This is a genomic window from Chromohalobacter sp. 48-RD10 (assembly GCF_029889785.1).
Classification (GTDB): domain Bacteria; phylum Pseudomonadota; class Gammaproteobacteria; order Pseudomonadales; family Halomonadaceae; genus Chromohalobacter.
Genome location: NZ_JARANX010000011.1, coordinates 39,011 through 65,446, shown reverse-complemented (window position 1 = coordinate 65,446; position 26,436 = coordinate 39,011). Strand labels below are relative to the sequence as shown.

Annotated in this window: 23 protein-coding genes and 1 tRNA gene; 18 read left to right on the top strand and 6 right to left on the bottom strand. The window is 62.1% G+C overall.

The annotated features are described in order from the left end of the window. The first annotated feature begins 39 nt into the window (after positions 1-39). A complete protein-coding gene (locus OP496_RS12225) occupies positions 40-1,692 on the top strand; it encodes an acyl-CoA dehydrogenase family protein (RefSeq protein ID WP_280563917.1) in 1,653 nt (550 codons plus the stop codon). Positions 1,693-1,713: 21 nt separating this feature from the next. On the opposite strand, the gene OP496_RS12220 is transcribed toward OP496_RS12225, so the two are convergent. The 4 genes from OP496_RS12220 to OP496_RS12205 form a co-directional block, all read right to left on the bottom strand. Further along, a complete protein-coding gene (locus tag OP496_RS12220; RefSeq protein WP_280563916.1) occupies positions 1,714-2,322 on the bottom strand; it encodes a LysE family translocator in 609 nt (202 codons plus the stop codon). Between the two features lie 33 nt (positions 2,323-2,355). Next, the gene (locus OP496_RS12215) at positions 2,356-2,730 is read right to left on the bottom strand and encodes an MliC family protein (protein WP_280563914.1); all 375 of its coding nucleotides are present in this window, start codon (positions 2,728-2,730) and stop codon (positions 2,356-2,358) included. Positions 2,731-2,910: 180 nt separating this feature from the next. Continuing rightward, a complete protein-coding gene (locus OP496_RS12210) occupies positions 2,911-5,355 on the bottom strand; it encodes a membrane-bound PQQ-dependent dehydrogenase, glucose/quinate/shikimate family (RefSeq protein WP_348522006.1) in 2,445 nt (814 codons plus the stop codon). A 284-nt stretch (positions 5,356-5,639) separates the two neighbouring features. Continuing rightward, positions 5,640-5,726 (bottom strand) — tRNA-Leu (locus OP496_RS12205). Positions 5,727-5,886: 160 nt separating this feature from the next. On the opposite strand from OP496_RS12205, the gene queA reads away from it, so the two are divergent. The 5 genes from queA (at position 5,887) to secF (ending at position 11,392) form a co-directional block, all read left to right on the top strand. Beyond that, positions 5,887-6,957 carry a tRNA preQ1(34) S-adenosylmethionine ribosyltransferase-isomerase QueA gene (gene queA / locus OP496_RS12200; RefSeq protein WP_280563913.1) on the top strand — a complete coding sequence of 357 codons (1,071 nt, stop codon included), beginning with the start codon at positions 5,887-5,889 and terminating at the stop codon, positions 6,955-6,957. Between the two features lie 47 nt (positions 6,958-7,004). After that, positions 7,005-8,123, top strand: a complete 1,119-nt coding sequence (tgt, locus tag OP496_RS12195) for a tRNA guanosine(34) transglycosylase Tgt (protein WP_280563952.1) — start codon at positions 7,005-7,007, stop codon at positions 8,121-8,123. 68 nt (positions 8,124-8,191) lie between these two features. Continuing rightward, positions 8,192-8,521 carry a preprotein translocase subunit YajC gene (gene yajC, locus OP496_RS12190; protein ID WP_040242920.1) on the top strand — a complete coding sequence of 110 codons (330 nt, stop codon included), beginning with the start codon at positions 8,192-8,194 and terminating at the stop codon, positions 8,519-8,521. A gap of 99 nt (positions 8,522-8,620) precedes the next feature. Beyond that, positions 8,621-10,471 carry a protein translocase subunit SecD gene (gene secD, locus OP496_RS12185; RefSeq protein WP_280563912.1) on the top strand — a complete coding sequence of 617 codons (1,851 nt, stop codon included), beginning with the start codon at positions 8,621-8,623 and terminating at the stop codon, positions 10,469-10,471. A gap of 12 nt (positions 10,472-10,483) precedes the next feature. Beyond that, positions 10,484-11,392 (top strand): protein translocase subunit SecF, encoded by a 909-nt coding sequence (gene secF, locus OP496_RS12180; RefSeq protein WP_280563911.1) that lies wholly within the window; start codon positions 10,484-10,486, stop codon positions 11,390-11,392. A gap of 85 nt (positions 11,393-11,477) precedes the next feature. Here the strand turns inward: secF and OP496_RS12175 are convergent, their stop codons facing one another. Next, the gene (locus OP496_RS12175) at positions 11,478-12,893 is read right to left on the bottom strand and encodes a sigma 54-interacting transcriptional regulator (RefSeq protein WP_280563910.1); all 1,416 of its coding nucleotides are present in this window, start codon (positions 12,891-12,893) and stop codon (positions 11,478-11,480) included. 184 nt (positions 12,894-13,077) lie between these two features. Between OP496_RS12175 and speB the strand changes: the two genes are divergently transcribed. From speB to OP496_RS12155, 4 genes are all read left to right on the top strand, one after another. Then, the gene (gene speB / locus OP496_RS12170) at positions 13,078-14,040 is read left to right on the top strand and encodes an agmatinase (RefSeq protein WP_280563909.1); all 963 of its coding nucleotides are present in this window, start codon (positions 13,078-13,080) and stop codon (positions 14,038-14,040) included. Positions 14,041-14,086: 46 nt separating this feature from the next. Then, complete coding sequence (locus tag OP496_RS12165) at positions 14,087-15,478, top strand: YjiH family protein (RefSeq protein WP_280563908.1); 1,392 nt, start codon at positions 14,087-14,089, stop codon at positions 15,476-15,478. A gap of 10 nt (positions 15,479-15,488) precedes the next feature. Then, positions 15,489-17,126, top strand: a complete 1,638-nt coding sequence (locus tag OP496_RS12160) for a 5-guanidino-2-oxopentanoate decarboxylase (RefSeq protein ID WP_280563907.1) — start codon at positions 15,489-15,491, stop codon at positions 17,124-17,126. Between the two features lie 163 nt (positions 17,127-17,289). Beyond that, positions 17,290-18,738 carry an aldehyde dehydrogenase family protein gene (locus OP496_RS12155; RefSeq protein WP_280563906.1) on the top strand — a complete coding sequence of 483 codons (1,449 nt, stop codon included), beginning with the start codon at positions 17,290-17,292 and terminating at the stop codon, positions 18,736-18,738. A gap of 79 nt (positions 18,739-18,817) precedes the next feature. Here OP496_RS12155 and OP496_RS12150 read toward each other — a convergent pair whose 3' ends face one another. Beyond that, the gene (locus tag OP496_RS12150) at positions 18,818-19,612 is read right to left on the bottom strand and encodes an inositol monophosphatase family protein (RefSeq protein ID WP_280563905.1); all 795 of its coding nucleotides are present in this window, start codon (positions 19,610-19,612) and stop codon (positions 18,818-18,820) included. Between the two features lie 132 nt (positions 19,613-19,744). Here OP496_RS12150 and OP496_RS12145 point away from each other — a divergent pair, with 132 nt between their 5' ends. From OP496_RS12145 to OP496_RS12110, 8 genes are all read left to right on the top strand, one after another. Continuing rightward, positions 19,745-20,521 carry an RNA methyltransferase gene (locus tag OP496_RS12145; RefSeq protein WP_280563904.1) on the top strand — a complete coding sequence of 259 codons (777 nt, stop codon included), beginning with the start codon at positions 19,745-19,747 and terminating at the stop codon, positions 20,519-20,521. Between the two features lie 113 nt (positions 20,522-20,634). Next, positions 20,635-21,117: a Fe-S cluster assembly transcriptional regulator IscR gene (gene iscR / locus OP496_RS12140; RefSeq protein ID WP_280563903.1), complete on the top strand. Its 483-nt coding sequence runs from the start codon at positions 20,635-20,637 to the stop codon at positions 21,115-21,117. Positions 21,118-21,163: 46 nt separating this feature from the next. Further along, positions 21,164-22,312, top strand: a complete 1,149-nt coding sequence (locus OP496_RS12135; RefSeq protein ID WP_280563902.1) for an aminotransferase class V-fold PLP-dependent enzyme — start codon at positions 21,164-21,166, stop codon at positions 22,310-22,312. A 47-nt stretch (positions 22,313-22,359) separates the two neighbouring features. Continuing rightward, positions 22,360-22,686, top strand: a complete 327-nt coding sequence (locus tag OP496_RS12130; protein ID WP_280563901.1) for an iron-sulfur cluster assembly accessory protein — start codon at positions 22,360-22,362, stop codon at positions 22,684-22,686. Between the two features lie 156 nt (positions 22,687-22,842). Next, a complete protein-coding gene (gene ndk / locus OP496_RS12125; RefSeq protein WP_280563900.1) occupies positions 22,843-23,268 on the top strand; it encodes a nucleoside-diphosphate kinase in 426 nt (141 codons plus the stop codon). Positions 23,269-23,328: 60 nt separating this feature from the next. Next, positions 23,329-24,453, top strand: a complete 1,125-nt coding sequence (gene rlmN / locus OP496_RS12120) for a 23S rRNA (adenine(2503)-C(2))-methyltransferase RlmN (RefSeq protein ID WP_280563899.1) — start codon at positions 23,329-23,331, stop codon at positions 24,451-24,453. 104 nt (positions 24,454-24,557) lie between these two features. After that, positions 24,558-25,298 (top strand): type IV pilus biogenesis/stability protein PilW, encoded by a 741-nt coding sequence (gene pilW, locus OP496_RS12115; RefSeq protein ID WP_280563898.1) that lies wholly within the window; start codon positions 24,558-24,560, stop codon positions 25,296-25,298. Positions 25,299-25,339: 41 nt separating this feature from the next. Then, positions 25,340-26,431, top strand: coding sequence for a RodZ domain-containing protein (locus OP496_RS12110; protein WP_280563897.1), 1,092 nt, complete (start codon positions 25,340-25,342; stop codon positions 26,429-26,431). Positions 26,432-26,436 lie beyond the last annotated feature (5 nt).

Here is a 26,436-nt window from a genome sequence, read left to right as displayed (position 1 = left end):
GCACGGCGCATCCCATTGCCGTCTTCAGGAGTCGCTTCCATGGCCGATCATGCCGCTCGCACTCATCTCGCCACGCACGACGTCACCAACCAACCTTCGCTCGGCGGTGATCGTGACCTCCTGGAAGAGGACACGGCCCTGCGCGAGGCACTGGCCCGCGAGGCTCCGGCTTGGGTCGCGGCGCGTATTGCCCCGCTCGCCCGCGAGGCCGGGCGCGACACCTGGCAAACCATCGCCGACGAGGCCAACCGGCACCCTCCCGAATTGCACTTGTTCGATCGCCACGGGCGCCGGCTCGACGAGGTGCACTACACCGAGGCCTATCACCGCTTGATGCATCTCGCCTGCGATGGCGGCTGGCAGGCCGTGGCCTGGGAACAGGAAGGTAACGGCGGCCACCAGGCGCATGTCGCCGCGCTTTATCTCTTGACCCAGGTCGAGCCAGGGTTCTGCTGCCCGATCACCATGACCCACGCCGCCTATCCAGTGCTACGCCACGACAGAACCGTGCTCGAGACATGGGGACCACGCCTGCTGGCAAACGATTACGACCCCCGCGCCCTGCCCGCCGATGACAAGCGTGCGGCGACCTTCGGTATGGCGATGACCGAGAAGCAAGGCGGCAGCGACGTGCGCCGCAACACCACTCAGGCGACACGCCAGCCGGATGGCAGCGCGCATCTCACCGGCCACAAGTGGTTCTGCAGCGCGCCGATGTCGGATGCCTTCCTTACCCTGGCCCAAGACGATGCCGGCCTCGGCTGTTTCCTGGTGCCACGCTTTCGCCCCGACAGCGAGCGCAACGGCATTCAGCTTCAGCGCCTCAAGGACAAGTGCGGCAACCGCGCCAACGCCTCGGCGGAAATCGAGTATGTCGATGCCTGGGCACACCCCATCGGCGAACCGGGGCGCGGCGTCGCCACCATTCTCGAGATGGTCCAGCAGACTCGGCTCGATGCCGCCACTGCGCCCGCCAGCATGATGCGCCAGGCAACGCTCGAGGCCTGGCGCCACGTCCAGGGGCGCGAAGCGTTCGGCAAACGCCTCGCCGAGCAGCCCTTGATGCGCCGCGTGATCGCCGACCTGGCTCTGGAAACCGAGGCCAGCCTGGCCTTATGCCTGCGCACCGCACGCGCCTTCGATGGTGCCGCCCGGGACTCACATGAGCACGCCCTTGCGCGCCTGCTGCCTACGCTGGCCAAGTTCTGGCACAACAAGCGTGGCCCAGCGTTCATGGCCGAGGCCATGGAGTGTCTCGGCGGCATCGGTTACGTCGAGGAGGCGCCGCTGGCACGGCTTTACCGCGAGGCGCCAGTGAATTCGATCTGGGAAGGTTCGGGCAATGTCATGTGCCTGGACGTGATGCGCGTAATGACCCGACACCCGGAAAGCATCGCCGCCCTGCGCCAGGAGCTCGCCTTGGCGCGCGGCGCTCACCCCGATTTTGACCGGGCGTTTGAGGCCCTCGAGCGACGCCTCAAGGCCACGCCGGACGTGCTGGAAGCGCAGGCGCGCTGGCTAACCCAGCGCCTCGCGCAATGCCTGCAGGCCGCGCTGCTGTTGCGTCATGCGCCCACTGCCATCGGCGAGACCTTCTGTGCGGCGCGCCTCGGCGAGGAGACCTCACCGCTGTTCGGCGTCTTACCGTCACACGCACCGCTGGACGCCATCCTCGAGCGAATCGCGTCCTGAGAGCGGTTGGTCACGCTCCCCTCAACCAATGACGATGCGCAGCGCCAGGCCCAACAGCACGACGCCCGTCGCCCGGTTGATCCAGTGCCCACGCGCTTGAAGCCAGGGCAAAACCCTCGAATGCGAGAGCGCCAGCGCCACTAGCACGTACCAGCCGGCATCGATCAGTGACGCGGTCGCCACGATCGTCGTCTTGGCCCCCGCCCCCATGTCGGCGCTTACGAACTGGCTCAACAGGGCCACGAAGAAGAGAATCAGCTTGGGGTTGGCCAACGCCACCAGCACACCGTCTCGCGCGGCCACCCCAGGCCGGCTCGCCACGCGGCCTGTCTCCAGGGTGCCGCCCCGACCAGCACGCAACGCCTTCACGCCCAGCCAGGCCAGATACGCCGCCCCGCCCCAGGTGATCGCCTGGAACAACACCGGCTGATGAACGATGACCGCGCCCAGTCCCCACACGGTCAACGCCGCGTATAGGCCCACGCCCGCCGCATGGCAGACACTGGCGACAACACCCGGTATGCGCCCGCCACCTAGCGTATGGCGCAGCACCATCGCCAGGCTCGGCCCCGGCGACATCGCTCCCATGGCACAGACCGCCGCCAGCGACAGCCACAAACTCAGAGACATTGCACAGGCCCCGTCATGAAATGAGCGCGCAGCTTAGCGGTCGGCGTCTTTCACCCGGCCCTGGCAATCGCGCTCGATGACGTTGCGCTCACCTTCGTCGTTGTCACGATACAACATGCCGTTGTCGCCTTTGGTGTGCCATACGTAGGCGAGCTGTTCGTCGTCGCTGGCATAGCGCGCGCCGGAGCCCGAGGCAATTTGGTGCATGGGGATGGAGTCGTGACCATAGCTCAGCATGGCGCGGTCGGTATCGGATCCATATTGGAAATAGGTCACCGACAGCGATGTATCTCCCTCACATTGGTAAATCTGGGTATGCTGATCGACGCGATCAGCATCGCCACCTTGCATGGCGCACCCCGTCATCAAGATCGCTAGCGCCAATAGAGTAAGACTGACAGATTTCATTGGAACTCCTTATCCAGGCATATCATGATGGAAGCGCGATACGACGCGACGTTCTCAAAAGCGTATCGCAGCTAATTCATGATCGTACAATAATATCGAAGACATCCTAAGGAAACGCTGAACAAAGCGACCCCGACACGCATGCCGGGGTCGCTGTGCTTCTCCTACCTTATCGAGCCGTCAGGCATCGTCGGGCAACGCATAGGCGATCACATAGTCGCCGCTGGGGGTTTCCATGAAGTGGTGCCCCGTGGCGACGATCACCAGATACTGACGACCATTCGCCTCGTAGACCATCGGGTTGGCCTGACCGCCCGCCGGCAGCGGCGCTTGCCACACGGTCTCGCCGCTCTCGATGTCGATCGCACGGATCAGATCATCGGTCGCCGCAGCAATGAAGATCAGCCCTCCAGCCGTGACCACCGAACCGCCGTTATTGGGCGTACCGATATCGATGGGCAAACCGGAACGAATTCCCCACGGCCCGTTGGCGCGCGCTGTGCCCAACGGACGGTCCCACAGCGTATCGCCGCTGGCCAGCTCGATGGCACGGATATGACCATACGGCGGCTGCTTGCACAGCATGCCGGTGTAGGGCACACGCCAACCGGCGTTGACATTGATCGCGTACGGCGTGTTGGCCTGCGGATCGCCCGCGCCTTCGGCACCGCCGCTATCGCTATCGAGTTCCTCGCGAGGTTTCCAGCCCTTGGCGTCCGCCTCCTCGCGCGGCACAAGCTCATTATAGTTGGGCATGTCATTGTAGTTGGCGATCATCACGCCGCGCCGCGGGTCGATGGAGACACTGCCCCAGTCGGAGCCTCCGTTATAGCCGGTGTACTGAATCCAAGGCTGGTCGGCGGTGGGCGGCGTGTACATGCCCTTCCAACTGGCTTGCTGGTACTGGATACGGCAGAACAGCTGATCGAAAGGTGACATGCCCCACATATCCTTCTCATTGATGTCGGGCTGACGCAGCGTGGCGTAGTTCGAGAAGGGCTGGGTCTTACTGCGTTCTTCCGGTTCAGCGCCGCCTTGCGGTACAGGACGCTCTTCGGCACCACCGCCCAGCAACCCGCCGGTTTCACGGTTGAAGACGTAGATCTCACCCTGCTTGGTGGGCATCACCAAGGCCGGCACCTCCCCATCGTCGGTGGGGAAATCGATCAATGTCGGCTGCGAACCGGGATCGTAATCCCAGACATCCTTGTGCGCAGTCTGGAAGTGCCACTCGGGCAGCCCGGTCTCGACGTTGAGCGCCACCATCGAGCTGGCCCACTCATTTTCTGCCGACGTGCGCGAACTGCTCCAGTAGTCGGCGGCGCTATTGGCCATCGGCAGATACACCAGGCCTAGCTGGCTATCGCCGGTGGCGGTAGTCCACATATTGGGCGAGCCACGCACGTAGGTGTCATCACCGCTGAGCGGTTCGCTCTGCTCGGGGCGCCCTGCGTCCCAGGCCCACTCGAGTTCGCCAGTCACGGCGTCGAAGCCCTTGATGACACCGGAGGGCGGATAACGACGCTGCCCATCGAGCACCTGGTGTCCCGTTACGACGACATCACGCACCACCACGGGTGCGGAGTTGATGGAGACATAGCCCTCGGGCGTCTCACCCATATTCTGTTTGATATCGACCTGGCCGTTATTCCCGAAACCGGTACACGGCTCGCCAGTCGCGGCATCGACTTCGAGCATGCGGCCATCGAGCGTCCCAGAAATGATACGTGCACGGCAGCTCTGCGAATCGCCATCATCGCCGCTGGCCATATCATCGACGCGGTCATCCGGTACTTCATAATACGTCACGCCACGGCAGGCAGCTGTATAAGGAATGGCGTCTTCGGATACCTGCGGATCATAGCGCCAGTTCTCTTCGCCACTATCGGCGTCGAGCGAGATCAGGATATTGCGCGACGTACACAAGAACACATCGTCGCCGACCTTGAGCGGCGTTGTCTCGGCGCCCCAGCGGTGATCGAGCAAGTCGCCGGTGCGGTACTGCCACGCCACTTCGAGATCGCCGACGTTATCCGGGGTGACTTGATCGAGCGGCGAGTAACGCGTTGCGGCGCTGTCGCGCCCGTAGGCAACCCAGTCTTCATCGTCGGGCGTATCCGCCGGCTGAGCATCGCCGACATTGGTCGCCAATGAACTCTCGGCGACCTCCGGTACGTCCTCGATATGCTGATAACCGCGCGGCACGAACGCCAAGGCACCGGCGACGATCAGGCCCAGGCACAATACGCCCGCGACCGAGAAACCCACCTTGCGCGAGGGGCCGCCCTTGAGACTCGGCATGACCAGCGCGACCAGAATAGCCAGGATCAACGCGACATCGAGACGTGGAATCCAGCGCCAGTAATTCAGCCCAGACTCCCATGCAGCCCAGATCAGCGTCCCCACGAACGCAAGGCCGTAGAGCCAGGCGCCGGACATGCGACCGCGCACCAACTGAATACCGGAGACGAGCATCAGGATGCCCGCGATAGCGTAATACCAGGAACCGCCCAATGACGCTAGATAAAGCCCGCCGCCGCCCAGCGCGAGGCCGACGAGCGCAACGATGATACCCACGAGCTTGGCAAACGGACCGCCAACTCTGCGGGAAGATGTAGTAGCCAAAACATTTCTCCTTGAATGACAGTGACCCCTTGTATCGCCGGTGAAAGCGACACGCCATGCGGCTTGAAGCGCGTGTCCGACGCGCCCCATCACCTTGATGGCTCGCCCTAAGGATAGGTCATTTCAAGCCTTCTACATAATTGATTAATAAAAGATATAAGGAACGAAAGACAGGCAGGACGCTTGGCATGCGCGCACGAAAATGGACGCATGTCCCATCGACATCATCAGAGAAAGGAGATAGCTGGAACTTGCCGAAATGACCAGAGGTCATGAAGAAAGGTTGGTGCCCGAGGTCGGACTCGAACCGACACGGTGTCGCCACCGGCGGATTTTGAATCCGCTGCGTCTACCAATTTCGCCACCCGGGCAACGAGGACGTATTATACGGAGAAGATTGGTGACGTCAATCATTCGGGCCTGACTTCGTCGTCTGTCTCGACTATCATGGGCCGCCTTCGTCGAGCGCACACCGCACGTGCCTCATCTCCGATTTCAGTTTTTCGATTCCAGGTCGTTTTCTTCAATTCCATGCAGCGCGCCGATTTCCATTTCGATCTCCCCGATGAGCTGATCGCTCGTTACCCGTCCGAGACGCGCAGCGATTGCCGTCTACTCTGCCTGGATGATGAAAGCGGCGAGGTCCAGCACCGCCGTTTCACCGATCTGCTGACGCAGCTCGAGCCCGGCGACCTGCTGGTGTTCAACGATACCCGCGTGATTCCCGCGCGGCTTTTCGGGCAAAAGACTAGTGGCGGACGCGTGGAGATGCTCCTCGAACGCCCGCTGGATGCGCATCGCGGTCTGGCACACCTGCGCGCAAGCAAGACACCCAAGCCCGGTACCGAGCTGATTTTCGAGGGCGACATCCGCGCAGTGGTCGAGGAACGCCACGAAGCCTTGTTCGAGCTGCGCTTTTTGGGCGAGACACCGCTGATCGAGTTGCTCGAACGCCACGGGCACATGCCGTTGCCGCCTTATATCGACCGCGAAGACGAACTCGATGACCGCGAGCGCTATCAGACCGTCTATGCCCGTCGCGAGGGCGCGGTGGCGGCGCCTACCGCCGGCCTGCATTTCGACGCAGCGCTGATGGCCGCGCTGCGTGAGCGTGGCGTGGAGATGGGCTATGTCACCCTGCATGTGGGTGCGGGGACCTTTCAGCCGGTCCGCGTGGACGATATTCGCGAGCACCATATGCACAGCGAATGGCTGGAAGTCGACGAGACCCTATGTCGTCAGGTCGAGACCACCCGAGCGCGCGGCAAGCGTGTAATCGCCGTGGGCACGACCAGCGTGCGCTGCCTGGAAACCGCTAGCCAAGGACGCGACGACGGTCGCATCACGCCTTACCGGGGCGACACCGATATCTTCATCTATCCCGGTTACGCCTGGCGCTGCGTCGATGCACTGATCACCAACTTCCACTTGCCCGAGTCGACGCTGTTGATGCTGGTCTCAGCGTTTGCCGGCTACCACCAGGTGATGCATGCCTACCACGCAGCCGTCGCCGAGCGCTACGCCTTCTTCAGTTATGGCGATGCCATGTTCCTCAGCCGAGCCGAGACGTCCCATCCTTTTCCCGAGACTGCCCATGCCTAACAAGGCCACCATGCCCAACGAGGTTCCCCATGCGTAACGAGAGCTTCATGCGTTTCGAGCGCCTCGCCGAAGATGGCATGGCGCGACGCGGCCGTTTGAGCTTCCCGCGCGGAACCGTGGAAACGCCCGCCTTCATGCCCGTCGGCACCTACGGCACGGTCAAGGGCATGACGCCCGAATCGGTCGAGCAGATCGGCGCCGAGATCATCCTCGGCAACACCTTTCACCTCTGGTTGCGACCGGGCACCGAGGTCATCGAAACCCACGGCGGCCTCCACGACTTCGCCCAGTGGCAAAAGCCGATCCTCACCGATTCGGGTGGCTTCCAGGTCTTCTCACTGGGCGAAACGCGCAAGATCACCGAGGAAGGTGTGCACTTCCGCTCGCCCGTGGATGGCGCCAAGGTCTTCATGGGGCCCGAGGAGTCGATGGCCGTGCAGCGATCGCTGGGCTCGGACATCGTGATGATCTTCGATGAATGCACGCCCTATCCAGCCACCGAGGAAGAAGCCAGGCGTTCGATGGAGATGTCGCTACGCTGGGCTCAGCGTTCGCGCGCCGCGCATGGCGATTCACCTTCGGCGCTGTTCGGCATCATTCAGGGCGGCATGTACCCCGAGCTTCGCGAGCGCTCATTGAAAGGCCTTCTGGACATCGACTTCGACGGACTCGCCATCGGCGGTTTGTCGGTGGGCGAATCCAAGGAAGAGATGCTCAAGGTACTCGACTATTTGCCGGGCTGGATGCCAGACGACAAGCCGCGCTACCTGATGGGTGTCGGCAAGCCTGAGGACCTGGTCGAAGGCGTGCGGCGCGGGGTGGATATGTTCGACTGCGTGATGCCCACGCGTAACGCGCGCAATGGCCATCTCTTCACTGCTGACGGTCCCGTCAAGATCCGTAATGCCCAGCATCGCCACTCCACACAGGCACTCGAAGAGGATTGCGATTGTCATACGTGCCAGTACTTCACGCGCAGCTATCTGCACCATCTGGACCGTTGTGGCGAAATGCTCGGCGCGATGCTCAATACCGTCCACAATCTACGCTATTACCAGCGTGTAATGGCTGGTTTGCGCACTGCCATTGAAGCGGGTACATTGACTGCCTTTGTCGAGGACTTCTACGCACGGCGCGGCATGCCGGTGCCGCCGCTATCAGCGTGATCGAAGGCCATCCGGGACACGCTCTCGGGCCCAGATTCACCCTCACTACCATCCGGAGATAATAATCCATGCTGGAGTTTTTCATTCCCGCAGCTCACGCGCAGGATGCCTCACCCGCGGGCGGCGGCATTGCCCAGATCGTCATGCTGGTCGGCTTCGTGCTGATCTTCTACTTTCTGCTATGGCGCCCGCAGTCCAAGCGTGCGAAGCAGCACAAACAGCTGATCAGCAATCTGGCCAAGGGCGATGAGATCGTCATCGGCGGCGGCCTGATGGGACGTGTCACCAATGTCGGCGACGATTTCATCAGCTTGGAAATCGCCGAGGGCACCGAGGTGAACGTTCAGAAGAACTCCGTCGCCGCGGTATTGCCCAAGGGCACCCTGAAGTCCATCTGATCTCCTATCAGGAGGCGCGAAACCGCACTCCTCAACGCCACCGGCCATGCTTTATGGTCGGTGGTTGTCTTCTGCGTCAGCAACAAGGACAGGGCTTCCATGCTCAACCGTTATCCCCTGTGGAAGTATCTGCTGATACTCATCGTACTTCTCGTCGGCATCATCTACGCGTTACCCAATCTTTACCCCGCCGACCCTGCCGTTCAGATCAGCAGCACTGCCAGCGGCACCGCACTCGATCAAGAGCGTCTCGACCGCTTGACTCAAGCGCTCGAGGATGAAGGTATCGACATCAAACAAAGCGAGCTGGATGGCAACAGTGCACTGATTCGCCTCGACCAGGCCGATCAGCAAATCGCTGCCCGCGACATTCTCGACGACCGTCTGGGCGACGCCTATACCGTAGCGCTCAATCTCGCCGATGCGACGCCCGACTGGTTGGCCGGCCTTTCCGCCACCCCCATGAAGCTCGGCCTCGACCTCCAGGGCGGGGTACACTTCCTGTTGGAAGTCGACATGGACGCCGCCGTCCAGCAACGTCTGGAAGCGAATGCCAGCGCCGTCCGCGATATCCTGCGTGACGAGCGGATACGTTATCGTGACACCGAGATCGGCGACCGCACGATCACGTTCCAGTTCGCCAACGAGGATGACCGCAACGCTGCGCGCGGCTTGATCGCCGATCAGTTCCCTGACTTCGATTACGAGAACGCAGACAGTGATAGCGGTACGGCCCTGACGATGACCTTCACCGAACAGGCCGTGCAGGATCTGCAGGACTACGCCGTCAACCAAAACCTGACGACGATCCGCAACCGCGTCAACGAGCTGGGCGTCTCGGAGCCACTCGTGCAGCGCCAGGGCCCCAGCCGCATCGTCGTCGAGCTGCCCGGCGTGCAGGACACCGCCGCCGCCAAGCGTATCGTGGGGGCCACGGCGAACCTGGAGTTCCGCCTGGAAGCGCGCCCGGATACGCCCGACCGCGAGATCGAAACGCTCAACTTTCGCAATGACGAAAATCGCAACGCTGAGTTGATGCGTGACGTCATCGTCACCGGCGATCATGTCTCCAGTGCCAGCCGCAGCTTCGATCAAAACAACCGTCCGCAGGTCAACATCAACCTCGATGGCACCGGCGGTTCGATGATGAGCCGCGCCACGCGCTCCAACATCGGGCGCAACATGGCGGTGGTCTTCATCGAGCACAAGACCCGTACACGCACGGTGATGGAAGACGGTAAAGAAGTCGAAAAGCGCGAAGGCTATACCGAGCGCGGCATCATCAGTCTAGCGACCATACAAAGCGCCTTGAGCAACCGTTTCCGCATCACCGGTCTCGATTCCTCGAGCGAAGCGGCAGACCTGGCCTTGCTACTGCGCTCCGGCTCGCTGGCGGCCCCCATTTATTTCGCCCAAGAGCGCACCATTGGGCCTAGCCTGGGCGCGCAGAACATCCACCAGGGCATTCTCTCGGTAGAACTCGGCTTGTTGCTCGTGGTGCTGTTCATGCTGGCGCGCTACAAAGCCTTCGGCGTGGTCGCCAACATCTCGCTAGGACTAAACCTGGTGATGCTGGTCGCGTTGATGTCGATGCTCGGCGCCACCCTGACGCTCCCCGGGATTGCCGGTATCGTGCTGACACTAGGCATGGCGGTGGATGCCAACGTATTGATATTCGAACGAATACGTGAAGAGATCAGAGGCAAGATGCCGGCCCAGCAAGCCATACACACTGGCTTCGAGCGCGCCTTCACTTCGATCGTCGACGCCAACATCACCACCCTGCTGGTGGCGGTCATCCTGTTCTCGATCGGCACCGGGCCGGTCAAAGGCTTCGCCGTCACGCTGTCGCTGGGCATTCTGACCTCGATGTTTACCGCCATCCTGGTCTCACGTGCCCTGATCAACCTCACCATCGGCGGACGCCCGCTGAAGAAAATCTGGATCTGAGGAGAGCGAGCGATGCGACAGTTAGACTTCATGGGCAAACGCCGCATAGCCTTCGTCATTTCCGTGCTGCTCGCGGTCATTGCGATCGGCGCCCTGGCATTCAAAGGCCTCAACCTGGGCCTGGACTTCACCGGCGGCACGCTGGTGGAAGTCCGCTATGAGCAAGCTCCAGCCCTGGACGACCTACGCAGCAAATTGAGCGACGAGGGCTTTGAGGATGCCCAGGTACAAACCTTCGGCACCTCCAACGACATCCTCGTACGCCTGCAGCAGACGTTCGACAACGACGTCGGGCAAAGCGTCGTGGGTATTCTGGACAGCGAAGCGAATCCGGTAGACCTGGTCCGCGCCGAGTTCGTCGGTGCGCAGGTCGGCGATCAGCTACGCGATCAAAGCGGCATGGGCATGCTGCTGGCCCTGGCGGTGGTCATGGTGTATGTGGCGTTCCGCTTCCAGTACAAGTTCGCACTCGGCGCCCTGATCTCCCTCGGTCATGACGTGGTGATCATACTAGGCATCTTTGCGTTGTTCGGACTGGACTTCGATTTGACGGTACTGGCCGCCATATTGGCGGTAATCGGTTACTCGCTCAACGACACCATCATCGTCTACGACCGAATACGCGAGAATATCCGCAAGTCGCAAATCGACGACATGGCGCAGATATTCAACGAGTCGATCAACCAGACCTTGGCGCGCACCATGGCGACGTCGGGGACCACATTGCTAGTACTATTGGCACTGTTCTTCCTCGGCGGGGACATGATCCACAACTTCTCGATCGCCTTGATACTGGGCGTCGTCGCGGGCACCTTCTCGTCGGTGTACGTGGCTGCCGCGTTGTTGCTGGCCATTAAACTACAGCGCCAGGATCTGATCCGGACCAAGAAGGAAAACGACGAGGAAGAAGAACTGCCCTGAGACTTCAGCGGCCTAGCCGTTCGGTATCCGATACGCCTCCCCTCCTGGGAGGCGTATTGCGTTGGGGCTTGCATTGCGCTGAGAGCTAGTCGCGCGACACGATCTTCAATCCATGACGGCGCAGCTTGCGCACCACGCCGGGCTGACTGATCCCCAGACGCTCGGCCATGGCATAAGTGCTCGACAACCGCATCGCCAACTCGCCGAGAATCTCGGCCTCGACGGCCTCAAGCGTCTCGCGCAGGGTGTGCCCCTCTTCTAGCGTCGCCAGCGGACTGCCTCCACTTGCCGCTGTGCTCACACGCGCTGGGGCCACGTCTCGCTCCTCCATTGGCGCCCCGATGACGCCACCCTCGGCGGACAACCAGGCGCGTTCGAGCCAGTTTTCCAGCTCACGGACATTCCCCAGCCAGTCACCCCCCATCAACTCCGGCCACACGCGAGGATGCAGTACCTTGTCCATGCCATAGCGCTCGTTGAGCCAGGCGAGCTGACGTTCCGCGAGGCCGGGGATATCTTCACGGCGCTCGCGCAAGGGCGGCAGCGTGACGGGGATCACGTTGAGCCGATAGTATAGGTCGAGGCGAAAACGCCCCTCCTCCACGCGTTGCGCCAGGTCCTGGTTGGTGGCGACCACCAAGCGAAAATCGACCCGCCGCGAGCGCGTATCGCCCAGCCGTGTCAGGTAACCGTCCTGAATCACCTTCAGCAGCTTGCTCTGCATGGCCAGGGGCAGCTCGCCGATCTCGTCGAGAAACAACGTGCCCTTGTGGGCCTGCTCCAGAAGCCCGGCCTTGCCCATCCGTGCGGCGCCGCTGAACGCACCGGGTTGATAGCCGAACATCTCGGATTCGAACAGCGACTCGGGGATCGAGGCGCAGTTGACGTCCACGAAAGCGCCATCGCACCGCTGGCTCCAGCGATGCAGCTGGCGCGCGAAGGCCGTCTTGCCGACTCCCGACTCGCCGAGCATCAGTACCGTGGCGTCGGTCGGTGCCACCCGCTTGATGAGCTGCGCCACCTCATGCATGACCTGGCTACGCACCTCCAGCGACTCCAGCTCCAATGCATCCCCCGATGCCGGCGCGCCGCCACGCTTGAGGTGCTCATTGAAGCGACGCTGTAGAAGTGCGTATTCATCCTGCAGCAGGCGCAGATCGGTCATGTCCATGGAGCGACTGATGACGCGCACCAAGCGCCCGGATGCGTACACCGGATATGCCTCAGCGATGACCTGACGCCCCGTACCGGTTCGCTGCATGACCTGCGCCGGCTGGCCAGTGCGAATGACCTCCAGCGAAACCGAGGGCGACAGCACGCCGCGTGCCTCCAGTTCGTAAACAGTGGTCGCGCACAGCGCCTCGCGGCTCAAGCCATAGACGGCAGCACTTCCCGGGCTGACATCCAATACCTGACCATCGACATCGACGATGAAGACATGATCGTGCCCGGTATGCACCAGTGCTTCGAGCGTTTGTGCGTCGATATCGTGATCTCGCATGCCGTCCTCGATTCATTTTTGTATCACGATGCAATATTGGATCAACTAAAGCCGTCGAGCAATACAAGACTGCATCACTCATGAAGCTAAGTCCTTGATTACAGGAAGACTACCACCTGGCATGGTTCATGCTAATAACAAGGAGGCACCAACAACGATCCACCGCTTCTACCAGGAGCCCAGCATGAGCGATCACGACACCCCGATTTTCAATCAACCCTTGGGCGGTAACGAGATGCCGCGCTTCGGCGGCATCGCGAGCATGATGCGTCTGCCCACCCAGGCGAGCGCCGACGGGCTTGATGCTGCTTTCGTCGGCATTCCCATGGACATCGGCACCTCGAATCGCCCGGGAACCCGCCTGGGACCGCGCCAGATCCGCGACGAGTCGCGCATGCTGCGGCCCTACAACATGGCCACCCGCGCGGCGCCGTTCGACAGCCTGCAAGTGGCGGACACTGGCGACGTAGCGATCAACACCTTCGACCTGAAGAAAAGCGTCGAGATCATCCGCCAGCACTATCGTGAGCTGCTCGGCCACGACGCCGTGCCACTGACACTCGGTGGCGACCACACCCTGACATGGCCGGTGCTGCAGGCCATCGCCGAGAAACACGGCCCAGTAGGGCTGATCCATATCGACGCCCATGCCGATATCAATCCACACATGTTCGGCGAAGAAGTCGCTCATGGCTGCCCGATTCGTCGCGCCCAAGAAGAAGGCCTGCTGGACAGCCAGCGCGTGATCCAGATCGGGCTGCGCGGAACAGGTTATGCCGCCGATGACTTCGACTGGTGCCGCGAACAAGGCTTCCGTGTCGTCACCGCCGAGCAGTGCTGGTACAAGTCGCTGGAACCGCTGATGGCCGAGGTGCGTGAGCAGATGGGCGATCGCCCCGTGTACATCACCTTCGATATCGACGCTCTCGATCCCTCGGTGGCGCCCGGTACCGGCACCGCCGAAGCAGCCGGCCTGGCCATGTCGCAAGGTCTAGAGATCGTCCGTGGCACCTGGGGGCTGAATATCGTCGGCGGCGATCTGGTCGAAGTCGCACCGCCCTACGACACCAGCGGCAACACTGCGCTGATGGGCGCCACGTTGCTCTATGAAATGCTCTGCGTGCTCCCCGGCGTCAAGCGCCGCTAAGCCATGCCCCATGCTTGGGGCTCTACAACAACAAGTGGTGACATCTATGTCCGCATCCCTCGATTCCACCGCACCTGGCGGTGGCGCTCCCCACAACGCACGGCTGACGCCGCGCGGGCTTCTCAAGTTTCTCGTCCCCTCACTGATCGGCATCGGCATGTTTCTGGTGCCCTTCTCGACGGGCGACACCATCAACATCGGCATGGGCATGCTCGCTGACGGTCTTCAGGACGTGCTCGGCGACGCATTGCCCGCCATTGCCACGCTGGTACTGTGCCTCTCGGCATTCGTCACCACCTACGTCAAGTTCGCCAAACCCCACTGGGCCCGCGAGAATGCCTTGGGTGAACTGTTCGACGTCGAGCCGCTGTGGATGGCGATGCGCTTGCTGGGTGCTGCCTTCGCGATCATGACCTATTTCCAGGTCGGCCCCGAGTTCGTGACCGTTTCTTCCACCGGCGGGGTAATGCTCAACGACTTGGCGCCAGTACTGCTGACCTTTTTCTTCTTCGCCGCCATTCTGCTGCCTTTCCTGGTCGACTTCGGTTTCATGGAATTCATCGGCAGCCTGGTCCGCACTCCATTCCGCAGGATGTTCGGTCTGCCCGGACGCAGCGCCATCGACGCCACCGCTTCGTGGATGGGCTCGGGCACCGTGGGGGTGCTGATCACCACGCAGCAATACGAGCAGGGCTACTACAATCGGCGCGAGGCCTCGGCCATTGCCACCAATTTCTCCATCGTTTCGATTGCCTTTGCACTTCTGGTGACCAACTTCATCGGCATCAATCACCTCTTCGTGCCGTTTTATCTCACCGTGGTTGTGGCGGGATTGGTGGCTGCGGTGGTCGTCCCGCGCCTACCGCCACTCTCTCGCAAGCCGAACACCTACCATGAGCCGGTGGGTTGCCGCCTTGCCGAGGAACGCACCGGCACTCAAGGCCTGTTTCGCTATAGCCTGGACATGGCTGTGGAACGTGCTGACAAGGCGCCGGGACCGCGTCAATTATTGCGCCACGCATTGCTTAACGTAGCCGATATCTTCTTCGGACTGCTGCCGCTGGTCATCGCCATCGGCACCGTGGCATTGATCCTCGCCGAGTTCACCTCACTGTTCACCTGGCTGTCCTACCCGATGGTGCCGATCCTCGAGTGGATGAACGTGCCCGAGGCGGCGGCCGCCGCGCCGGCCACGCTGGTGGGCTTCGCTGACATGTTCCTGCCCGCCGTGCTGGCCAGCGATATCGAGAGCGAACTGACCCGCTTCGTGATTGCCTGCCTGTCGCTGACACAGTTGATCTATATGTCGGAAATCGGCGCCTTGCTGCTCAAGTCCAAGATTCCGCTCAAGCTCTGGGAACTGGTCGTCATATTCTTGCTGCGTACCGCCATCACGTTGCCGATCATCGTCGTGATGGGCCACTGGCTGGTGGCTTAAGGAGCTCCCCATGACCAACGACACGAACGCACCTTCTCCTCGCTCGATCAGCTGCGCCGAGGCGCTGGTTCGCCTGCTACGTGACAATTACGCCGTGGATACCGTCTTCGGCATTCCCGGCGTGCATACCGTGCCGCTGTATCGTGGCTTGGAAGCGGGCGGCCTGCGCCATGTCACGCCGCGCCACGAACAGGGCGCGGGGTTCATGGCAGACGGCTATGCCCGTGCCAGCGGCAAGCCCGGGGTCTGTTTCATCATCACCGGGCCGGGAATGACCAATATCGCCACCGCCATGGGACAGGCGCTGGCCGACTCCGTGCCCATGCTGGTGATCTCCAGCGTCAACCGCCGCGATACTCTGGGACGCGGCCAGGGGCGGCTACACGAGTTGCCCAGCCAGCAGAACGTGCTGGCGGGCGTGAGTCGTTTTAGCCATACACTGCTCGACCCAAGCGCCTTGCCGGAAGTCCTGGCGCGCGCTTTTGCGGTCTTTCGTTCCGCACGGCCGGGGCCGGTACATATAGAGATCCCCATCGATCTTTTCGATGCGCCTATCTCCCTACCCGATAATCGCTCGCCAGCGCGGCTGTATCGCCCCGCGCCGCATCCCGACGGCGTGACACTCGCCGCCGAGTGGTTACGCGAGGCTCGTGCCCCGCTAGTGTTGTTGGGAGGCGGCTGTGCGGATGCATCAGAATCGGCTAGGGCGCTGGTCGAGCACCTCGACGCGCCGACCGTGACCACCATCAACGCCAAGGGGGTACTTGGGCGCGGGCATCCACTCAACCTGGGCGCTAACGCCACCTGGCCCGAGGTGCGTGCACTGGCTCGCGACGCCGACGTCATCCTCGCCGTGGGCACCGAGCTTGGCGAAACCGATTACGACGTGGTGTTCGACGACGGGTTCACCCTGACGGGACGCTTGATTCGCATCGACCTGGAAGCGGAGCAGCTGGTACGCAATCAGGCCACGGCGCTGGGACTTGTCAGCGGCGCCGGCACCGCGCTTTCGGCTCTGCTAGCGCACTTCCCCACCCCGCTAGAGCGTCAGGGCGCGGAGCGCACCCGCGCCATCCATGCAGCGTTGGCGCTGAAGACGCGTCCCGACATGGCGCCGTTCGTGCCGCTTTATGCCGCGCTCGATCACGCCTTGCCCGAGGCCATCATCGTCGGCGACTCTACCGCCCCGGTCTACGCCGGTAATCATCTCGTCGAGCGTGCAGCGCCACGGCACTACTTCAACGCCTCGACCGGTTACGGGACCTTGGGATACGGCCTGCCGGCGGCGCTTGGTGCCCAGCTGGCCCAGCCCGGCACGCCGGTCGTGGCCCTGATCGGCGATGGCGGCGCAATGTTCACCCTGAGCGAGCTGGCCACCGCCGTCGACGAAGGACTGCCGGTCGTCGTGGTACTCTGGAACAATGCCGGCTACGAGGAAATCCGTCACTACATGGACGCGCATGGCGTCGCTCGCATCGGCGTCGATCCCACGCCGCCCGATTTCCAGCGCCTGGCGGAAGGATTCGGTCTCGCTTCGCATCGCGTCGAATCCCCCATCGAATTCGATCTCGTCCTCAGTAACGTCTCGCGCAACGCACCCACGCTGATCGAGATCGATGCCGAACGCTGGCAGGCGGCACTCGGATGAGCGCTCTGCCGAGACACGCTTCCACCCATAGAGATAACATGGCCACCAAATCCTATGCAGACGCGCATCGTTCACGGCGGCCATTTTCCCAGTTTTTCCGGGTCACGCTTGCACGCCATGATCGATGATTGGCGCCGTGAGCACGCCCTTTGAAGGAGTCCTCATGCAACAACTCGATCATCAGTTCATCGACAATCGCTGGGTAGCCAGCCAGGGCACACGGCGCCTGGCGGTGATGGACCCGTATCATGAGCGCCAGGTCGCCGAGGTCACGGCTGGCGACGCCGCAGACGTCGACGCGGCAGTGGACGCCGCACGTCGCGCCTTTCCCGGTTGGAACGCCTTGGGCGGCGAGGCGCGCGGAGCGTATCTGGAGGCGCTGGCCGATACCCTGACGGCGCGTCGTGAAGCGCTGATGGAGATTTCTGCGACCAACAATGGCAAGGCCCTCGCCGAGGCCGGCATCGATCTCGACGACGCCATCGCCTGCTATCGTTACTACGCACGCCAGGCACGCGAGCTGGAAGCCCGGCAGGGTCGCCGTATCACGCATGACATCGAAGGTGTCGACGCCTATTGCTATGAAGACCCCGCCGGCGTGGTGGGCCTGATCACGCCGTGGAACTTCCCGCTGGTGACCAGCGCCTGGAAGATCGCATCTGCCCTGGCAGCGGGCTGCACGGTGGTCTTCAAGCCTTCCGAGGTCACACCGTTGCCGGAACAGGTCCTCGCCGAGATCGCCCTGGAGATCGCGTTGCCGCCGGGCGTGCTCAACCTGTTGCATGGCGATGGTGATGGCATCGGCATACCGCTGACGCATCACCGCGGCATCGACAAGCTGTCGTTCACCGGCAGTAACGCCGTGGGCGAACGCGTGATGCAGGCCGCCGCCGAGGGTAGTCGCGGGGTGTCGCTGGAGCTCGGCGGCAAATCGCCGATCCTGGTGCTCGACGATGCCGAAGTCGAACAAGCCGCCGACTGGGTCATGGCTGGCATATACTTCAACAGCGGGCAGATTTGCTCGGCGACCTCACGCTTGATCGTGCATCAATCGCTTGCCGAGGCGCTTTATGAGGCGCTAGCGACACGCATCGACGCGATCCGCCTGGGCAATCCGCTGGGCGCGGACACCGATATGGGACCGATGACCAGCCAGCGTCAGCGCGACCGGGTCCACGACTACCTAGCCATCGCCGAGCGCGAAGAGCTTCAGCCAGTACGCGACGCCCGTCATCGGCAGTTGCCGGATCAAGGCTATTTCATCGCCCCAACGCTGTATCGCGACGTGCCCACCGATAGCCGCCTGTGGTGCGAGGAGGTTTTCGGCCCGGTGCTGTGCGCACGCAGTGTCGCCTCCGACGAAGACGCCATCACGCTGGCCAACGCCAGCGACTTCGGCCTGGCCGCCACGGTGATCAGCGGCGACCCTCAACGCGCCAAGCGCGTCGGACGGGCCTTGCGTGCCGGCAACATCTGGTACAACAGCGAGCAAATCGTTATGCCGGAAGCCAGCTGGGGCGGCTTCGGGCATAGCGGCATCGGCCGCGAGCTCGGACCTTGGGGGTTAGCTGCCTATCTCGAGGTCAAGCATCTGATCGGCCCGACGGACTGACCGACACGAGCCGCACAATGAAAAATACCCCGTCAACGCGATGTCGGCGGGGTATTTCATGCGGACAAGCCCAAAGAGCTTACATCCGCGGCTTGAGCTGCTGTACCAGTGTCTTGTAAAGGCGTGGCGTAGCGGCCATGAGATTCTGTTCGATGCTGACCGTGGGACTACCGTCTGGACCGCCCAGCAGTGCACCGGCCTCCTTGAGGAGGAGGCTGCCAACCATTTGATCCTGTTCTTCGAGCCCCAGCACGAAGGCGACATCGACACGGCCAGCAGCGAGTTGCGCGAGATCCAGAAGGCCACTACCGCTGCTGAGGAAGTTTTCGACCTGCGGCCCGAGGCCTTGAACCAAGGCTAAATACGTCGGGAGATGGCGCGAACGCAGCCAGGGCTCCGGCAAACCGACAGCAATGCGCGCACCCTCGACCGCGATATGATTGGGCACGCGAATGCGGCGTCCATTGAGCTGCGCACCACGCCCACGGCTGACGAGATATTCATCGTCGCTGAAGGGGCAAACAATCACCGCATGCTCGGGCTTGCCCTTGACCAAACAGACAACGGAAATGGCAAAGCTGGGCGATGCCACGGCCAGGTTGGAATAGCCGTGGAACGGCTCGATACGCCAGTGGAAATCAGCGCCCTCACCTTCGCCGTCACGGTGCGCCGTATAGCGACCGGAAAGGCCATGCTGGGGGTAACTGCGACGAAACTGCGCGTCGATGAGTGTTTCTGCGTTACGCGCAGTATCTTCCAGCAGCTGATCGAGCTGCCGGTCGCCACGCGCGACTTCGATGCGGTCGCGAGCACGCACGAACTGCTCGGCGGCACTACGCGCGGCGCGCAGTGCGAATTGAACCATGGGATGCATGATACGGGCCTGAATCTCGGAAACTGTTAAAGAACGTCGCGCATCCTAGCAGAAAGCGCCCACGACGGGAAGTTTCACGGCCTCAAGCCATGATAGACTCGCCACTCGTTTCTCAGCCGCGCGCCTATCATCATGCTCGACAAACTGCGTATCGTTCTCATTGGCACCAGCCACCCTGGCAACATCGGCGGCACCGCCCGCGCCATGCACAATATGGGTCTTGCAGATCTGGCCCTCGTCGCGCCGCGTTGCGAAGTATACGGCTCCGAATCCCACGCTCGTGCGTCCGGTGCCGATGCCCTGGTGAGCAATGCCACGGTGTATGCCACGCTCGAGGAGGCTGTCGGTGACTGCACCTTCGTGGTCGGCGCCAGCGCCCGCGTACGCCACCTCCCCTGGCCCATGCTCACCCCGCGCGCGCTGGGCGAACGCCTTCCCGGCGAGTGCGCACCCGAGGCCGCCCAGGCGGCGCTGGTTTTTGGGCGCGAGGACAGCGGCATGACCAACGGCGAACTGCAGCGCTGCCATGCCCATGTGCACATCCCCACCAATCCTGACTTCAGCTCGCTCAACTTGGCCGCTGCGGTCCAGGTGCTAACCTATGAATGTCGACTGGCAGCGCTGGGCGCGGACGATGCCCCGGAGACGCCGTTCGGTGTCGAGTGGGACAACCCGCCGGCCAGCCATGACGACATGGAGCGCTTCTTCGACCATCTCGAACGAACGCTGATCGACATCGACTTCCACGATCCCGACAATCCGCGTCAACTGATGGCGCGTCTGCGCCGACTCTTCATGCGCAGCCACATCGACAGCATGGAAATGAATATCTTGCGCGGCATTCTCGGGGCCGTGAACAAGCAAAGCCGGGCATTGGCACGCCAGGAGAGCCACGACGGGAATGGTTGACCGCGTTACTGGGTTTTCCCATAATACGAACACATTTCAGGCAAGCATTCCATACGGATTGTATGTCCTGCCTGGTCAATCGCTTCATCACCGACGCCCGATCACCTCGACTTATGCGCTTGACGACCAAGGGACGCTATGCCGTCACCGCGATGCTGGACTTGGCGTTACATGCCGATGCCGGCCCCATCAGCCTCGCCGACATTTCCAAACGCCAGACGATCTCGCTGTCCTATCTGGAACAGCTATTCGCGCGGCTCAAGCGTGCCGAGCTGGTCAAGAGCGTACGCGGCCCGGGCGGCGGTTATATGCTCGCGCATGCGTCCAGCGCCATTTCGGTGGCTGCGGTCATCGGCGCGGTAGATGAGTCCGTGGACGCAACGCGCTGCCAGGGACTCTCGGACTGCCAGCAGGGCGACACCTGCCTGACGCACCATTTGTGGTGCGATCTGTCGGACAAGATCCATGGCTTCCTCGACGCCATCACGCTCGCCGAGCTGGTGGAACGCCAGGAGGTCCGCGATATCGCCGCTCGCCAGCAGCGCGTCGCGCCGGAGACGATCAGCACTGATACCATCAGCATTGCCCAGCAATGATTGTGCAGGGCAGTAGACGCCAGCGCCATCATCGATACGAGCCGTCATGACCTCACCCGTGTATCTTGACTATGCCGCCACCACCCCCGTCGACCCACGCGTCGCCGAGGTGATGGCGCGTCACCTGACACTCGATGGCGTCTACGCAAATCCGGCGTCGCGTAGCCATATGCCAGGCTGGCTTGCCGAACAGGCGGTGGAAAGTGCCCGTCGCCAAGTCGCCGACTTGATCGCCGCCGATCCGCGAGAGATTGTCTGGACCAGTGGCGCTACCGAGGCCGACAACCTTGCGTTGATCGGCTTCATGCGCGCCAACCGCACGCGCGGTCGACATCTAGTCACCTCGCGTATCGAACATAAGGCTGTTGTCGATACCGCTATCGCGCTCGAGGCCGAAGGTTTCGACGTGACTTGGTTGACGCCCGGTGCGGATGGCCGCGTGACGCCCACGCAGCTCAACGACGCCATACGTGAAGATACCGTTCTGGTCTCGTTGATGGCCGTCAACAACGAGCTGGGCAGCATCCACGAGCTGGCGGCATTGGCCGGGGTCGTCCACGCGGCCGGCGCGGTCTTCCATGTCGATGCCGCCCAGGCCACTGGAAAAATCGCGCTGGATGTCAACGCCATGGGCATCGACCTGTTGTCGATGTCAGCGCACAAGACCTACGGTCCCAAAGGCGTCGGCGCGCTCTATGTACGCCGCAGCCCCGACATTCGCCTCGACGCACTGATCCATGGCGGTGGTCACGAACGTGGCATGCGCTCGGGCACCTTGCCCACGCATCAGATCGCGGGCATGGGCGAAGCCTTCGCCCTGGCGGTCGACGCACGGGAAGCCGATCACGCCCATGGCCTAGCCATGCGCCAGCGCTTTCTCGACGGCCTCGAGGCATGTGAAGGCGTGCACTGCAACACAACGCTCGACGTCTCGGTCCCCATGATCGTCAACCTGGCTTTCGACGACGTCGACGGTGAGTCGCTGCTGATGGCGCTGCGCGCGCTGGCGGTATCGACCGGCTCGGCGTGCAATTCGGCCAGTGTCGAGCCATCCTATGTATTGAAGGCCATCGGCACCGATCGCATTCGCGCCTTGGCGTCCATTCGCTTCAGTTTCGGCCGCTTCACTACCGAGGCGGACATCGACACCGCAAGCGCCGAGCTCAGACATGCACTCGGCGCCCTACGCCAATGATTCGAGGTCGCCGCACTGCGCATCGCGACCCAAGCAAGGAGGTCAACATGGCTAATATAAGTATCAGTTCCGCTGCTGCCGAACAGATCCAGCATGTGCTCGCCGAGCGCGGCAATGGCCTCGGCCTGCGCGTGGCGGTCAAGCCCAGTGGCTGCTCCGGCTACAGCTACGTGCTCAACATCGCCGATGAAGTGGGCACCAACGACGTACCCTTCGAGGATCACGGCGTCAAGGTGCTCGTCGACAAGGAGGCCTTGACCATGCTCGACGGCACCGAGGTGGACTACGTCAACGAAGGGCTTAACCGTTACTTTCGCTTCAACAACCCTAATACTACAGACGAATGCGGCTGCGGGGAGAGCTTCAGCGTCTAAAGGCGTCCCTCCATCAAGCGTGCGCCACGTTCGGCGACACGCTACAATGGCGCGCTTTTTTCGACATCCGTCGAGTTTAATGCAACGCGTCGCCTCGAGCGGCGCGTTAGCGTATCGATCAAGACCCTCGATTTCAGTCACGGAGACATTGACCTCATGGCCAACGAACGCACCCTGTCCATCATCAAACCCGACGCCGTCGCCAAGAACGTCATCGGTGAGATCGAAAGCCGCTTCGAGAAGGCCGGCCTCAAGATCGTCGCCGCCAAGATGCTCCAGCTTTCTCAGGTCCAGGCCGAAGGCTTCTACGCTGAGCATAAGGAACGTTCCTTCTTCGGCGATCTGGTGGGCTTCATGACTTCCGGCCCGGTGATCGTGCAGGTACTGGAAGGCGATGACGCCATCGCTACCAACCGTGACCTGATGGGCGCGACCAATCCCAAGGAAGCCGAAGCCAGCACCATCCGCGCCGACTTCGCGCAGTCCATCGATGCCAATGCCGTGCACGGCTCCGACTCGCCGGAATCCGCCGAGCGCGAGATCGCTTACTTCTTCGGCAGCGAAGAGATCTGCGCACGCTGATCGCTTCCCGCGGGGGCCGCAAGGCCCCCGCACCGCCATCCACCGAGCGTACGACCCACCATGACCCTCGAGACCACCACGCCCCGTACCAACCTTCTCGGCCTAACGCGCGAGGAGATGGAAAACTTCTTCGTCTCATTGGGCGAGAAGAAATTTCGCGCCGCCCAAGTAATGAAGTGGATTCACCACGAAGGCTGCGACGACTTCGAGTCGATGACTAATCTCTCGAAGGCACTGCGTACGCGCCTGGAGGAGGTCGCCGAAGTGCGTGGTCCACGCGTGGTCTACGAAGGCGCCTCGAAAGATGGCACGCGCAAGTGGGTCCTCGAAGTGGAGGACGGCAGTCACGTGGAAACCGTGCTGATTCCCGCCGAGGGCGGCAAGCGCCGCACGCTCTGTGTGTCGTCTCAGGTAGGCTGTTCGTTGGATTGCAGCTTCTGCTCTACCGGTAAGCAAGGTTTTCAGCGCAACCTCACCAGTGCCGAGGTCATCGGTCAGGTGTGGGTGGCCAGCAACAGCTTCGACGCGCGGCGAGACACCAACCGCCCGGTCACTAACGTCGTGATGATGGGCATGGGCGAGCCGCTGATGAACTACAACGCTGTCGTGCCGGCCATGAAGCTCATGCTCGACGACAACGGTTACAGTCTTTCCAAGCGCCGCGTCACACTCTCTACTTCCGGCGTAGTCCCGATGATCGACAAGCTCGCCGACGAACTCGACGTGAGCCTGGCGATTTCGCTGCATGCTGCCAACGATGAGCTGCGCAATGAGCTGGTACCGCTGAATCGCAAGTACAACATCGCTACGCTGCTAGATGCCTGCCGTCGCTATCTCGATAAATGCGATGCCACGCGCATGCTGACCATCGAGTATACGCTGATGAAAGACGTCAACGATCAGCAGCACCATGCCCAAGAGCTGGCAACGCTACTCGAAGGGCTGCCGAGCAAGATCAATCTGATTCCTTTCAATCCGTTCCCGCACTCGGGCTACGAGAAGCCTTCACGCAATCAGGTCATGCGTTTTCAGCATTGGCTCGAAGAGCTGGGCCATACCGCCCCCGTTCGCATGACGCGCGGCGATGACATCGATGCCGCCTGCGGCCAGCTGGTGGGGCGCGTCAAGGACCGCACCAGGCGTCACGAGCGTTACATTCAATCCATTCAGATCGACGCTGATTGAGCCTTGCCTTGACTTCACTAAGGTGCGGCGCTTTGATGGGACACTTCCAGACGACGAATTCCGTCTCATCGCACCGATTGATGCCATTGTTTCGAGAGGGCTCCATGACGCGCCGCCATCGACCACCTTCGATCCGCTCGTTGAGTGCCGCGATGTCGCTCGTCTGGCTATTGAGCGGTTGCGCCATCCAGGTCGAAAGCAACTCCTCTTACGCATCGCCGGACAACGGTCAAGCGGTGTCGGCATATACCGAGCTGGGGCTGGCCTACCTCAAACGCGATAACTTGACGCGCGCCCGCGATGCGCTGGAACACGCCTTGGAACTGGGGCCCGACGACCCACGGGCGCTGGAAGGCATGGCTCTTCTCTATCAACGTCAGGATGAGCCGGGACTCGCCGAGGAATATTTCAAGCGTGCGCTGGATGCCGACGGCAATTATACTCGCGCGCGCAACAACTACGCTGCTTTCCTGTACGATGAAGGCAAGCTCGACGCCGCCTGTACGCAACTGCAGCAAGCAACACAAGACACCACGTATAATAATCGCGCCCAGTTGCTTGCCAATCTGGGCCGATGCCGGTTCGAGCAAGGCGATCTCGATGCCGCGCGACGCCCGCTGGAACAGGCCATCGCGTCCGACTCACGCGCTGCACAGAGCCTGCTCCTGCTGGCAAGACTCGACCATACGCAGGGTCATGATGAACGTGCCTGGGAACGCTTGCAGCGTTTCTTTACCTTGGCCGAGGCGACCCCAGAAAGTCTCGAATTGGCGAGCGAGATCGCTCGCGCACGGGGCGACGAGGAAGCCGCAGCCTTTTATCATCGGCAGCATGACGATTCCTGAGGCATGATCCGACCACACGAATTCGAGAAGGATGCTCTGGTATGAGCGACACTCACGAACAACACACTTCCCCCGCTGCCACCGAGGGTCATGAACCTCCGGGCACTCGTCTGCAGCGCGAGCGCGAGCAACAGGGGCTGTCGCTGGAAGAAGTCGCCGAGCAGCTCAACCTCCGGCCCGCCGTGGTCACCGGCCTGGAAGAAGACCGTTTTGATCAGGTGCCCATCGCCACCTATCGTCGAGGTTATCTGCGTGCCTACGCCAAGCTGCTGGGGCTCGACGACAATCGTGTGGCGCTAGACTACGACGCTCTGCATGGTCGTGATGATCTCGACCGCAAAGTCACGCCGCCATCGTACCGCTCGCAACCGCCCTCACGGATCGGTGCCTGGATCTTCAAGCTGGTCACGCTAGTCATCATCGTCGGCTTGATCGGCTTGACGCTGCTCTGGTGGCAAAGCCGCGAAGGCAACGAATTCTTCGGCCTCGGCGACGACCCTGCCGCCATGGAAAGTGCGGATGGCGCTAGCGCTCCTGAGGGCAGCGCGGGGAACGACGCCATGGCGAACGAAACGGCCTCCAACGATGACGTTTCCCCGGACGACGAGGCACAACGCGACAATGTCGCATCGCAGGCCGGTACGGACGAACCAGATAACGTGGGCGAACAGGACAACCTGCCGCCGCTACCCGACGAAGATGACAGCTTGGGGCTGGTCGGTAGCGACGACGCGAGCGCTGATGGCACCTCGAATAATGATGCCACCAGCCGCGACGATGTCGACGCGCAGGGCACGAACGTCGCCGCCAGCGGCACCTCGGCGGATGCCGCATCCGCCACGCAAGACGACGACCGCGATGGCGCTAGTAACGATGCCAGCGCTAACGGCGCCAATAGCTTGACACTGACCTTCAACGAACAATCATGGACCGAGATCTATGATGCCGACGATCAACGCTTGTTGGCAGGGCTTCAAGACCCCGGAACCAACACCCAGCTAGAAGGAACGCCGCCGTTTCGCCTGACCATTGGCAACGCCACCGGCGTCGAGCTCCGCTATCAGGACGAGGATATCGACCTGAGCCAGCATACCGGCGGCAACAATGTCGCCCGCTTCACCTTGGGAGAGTGATACGT

Coding starts and splice junctions, on each gene's coding strand:
- OP496_RS12225 (WP_280563917.1), top strand. CDS start 40: ATGGCCGATCATGCCGCTCGCACTCATCTCGCCACGCACGACGTCACC.
- OP496_RS12220 (WP_280563916.1), bottom strand. CDS start 2,322: ATGTCTCTGAGTTTGTGGCTGTCGCTGGCGGCGGTCTGTGCCATGGGA.
- OP496_RS12215 (WP_280563914.1), bottom strand. CDS start 2,730: ATGAAATCTGTCAGTCTTACTCTATTGGCGCTAGCGATCTTGATGACG.
- queA (WP_280563913.1), top strand. CDS start 5,887: ATGCAGCGCGCCGATTTCCATTTCGATCTCCCCGATGAGCTGATCGCT.
- tgt (WP_280563952.1), top strand. CDS start 7,005: ATGCGTTTCGAGCGCCTCGCCGAAGATGGCATGGCGCGACGCGGCCGT.
- yajC (WP_040242920.1), top strand. CDS start 8,192: ATGCTGGAGTTTTTCATTCCCGCAGCTCACGCGCAGGATGCCTCACCC.
- secD (WP_280563912.1), top strand. CDS start 8,621: ATGCTCAACCGTTATCCCCTGTGGAAGTATCTGCTGATACTCATCGTA.
- secF (WP_280563911.1), top strand. CDS start 10,484: ATGCGACAGTTAGACTTCATGGGCAAACGCCGCATAGCCTTCGTCATT.
- OP496_RS12175 (WP_280563910.1), bottom strand. CDS start 12,893: ATGCGAGATCACGATATCGACGCACAAACGCTCGAAGCACTGGTGCAT.
- speB (WP_280563909.1), top strand. CDS start 13,078: ATGAGCGATCACGACACCCCGATTTTCAATCAACCCTTGGGCGGTAAC.
- OP496_RS12165 (WP_280563908.1), top strand. CDS start 14,087: ATGTCCGCATCCCTCGATTCCACCGCACCTGGCGGTGGCGCTCCCCAC.
- OP496_RS12160 (WP_280563907.1), top strand. CDS start 15,489: ATGACCAACGACACGAACGCACCTTCTCCTCGCTCGATCAGCTGCGCC.
- OP496_RS12155 (WP_280563906.1), top strand. CDS start 17,290: ATGCAACAACTCGATCATCAGTTCATCGACAATCGCTGGGTAGCCAGC.
- OP496_RS12150 (WP_280563905.1), bottom strand. CDS start 19,612: ATGCATCCCATGGTTCAATTCGCACTGCGCGCCGCGCGTAGTGCCGCC.
- OP496_RS12145 (WP_280563904.1), top strand. CDS start 19,745: ATGCTCGACAAACTGCGTATCGTTCTCATTGGCACCAGCCACCCTGGC.
- iscR (WP_280563903.1), top strand. CDS start 20,635: ATGCGCTTGACGACCAAGGGACGCTATGCCGTCACCGCGATGCTGGAC.
- OP496_RS12135 (WP_280563902.1), top strand. CDS start 21,164: ATGACCTCACCCGTGTATCTTGACTATGCCGCCACCACCCCCGTCGAC.
- OP496_RS12130 (WP_280563901.1), top strand. CDS start 22,360: ATGGCTAATATAAGTATCAGTTCCGCTGCTGCCGAACAGATCCAGCAT.
- ndk (WP_280563900.1), top strand. CDS start 22,843: ATGGCCAACGAACGCACCCTGTCCATCATCAAACCCGACGCCGTCGCC.
- rlmN (WP_280563899.1), top strand. CDS start 23,329: ATGACCCTCGAGACCACCACGCCCCGTACCAACCTTCTCGGCCTAACG.
- pilW (WP_280563898.1), top strand. CDS start 24,558: ATGACGCGCCGCCATCGACCACCTTCGATCCGCTCGTTGAGTGCCGCG.
- OP496_RS12110 (WP_280563897.1), top strand. CDS start 25,340: ATGAGCGACACTCACGAACAACACACTTCCCCCGCTGCCACCGAGGGT.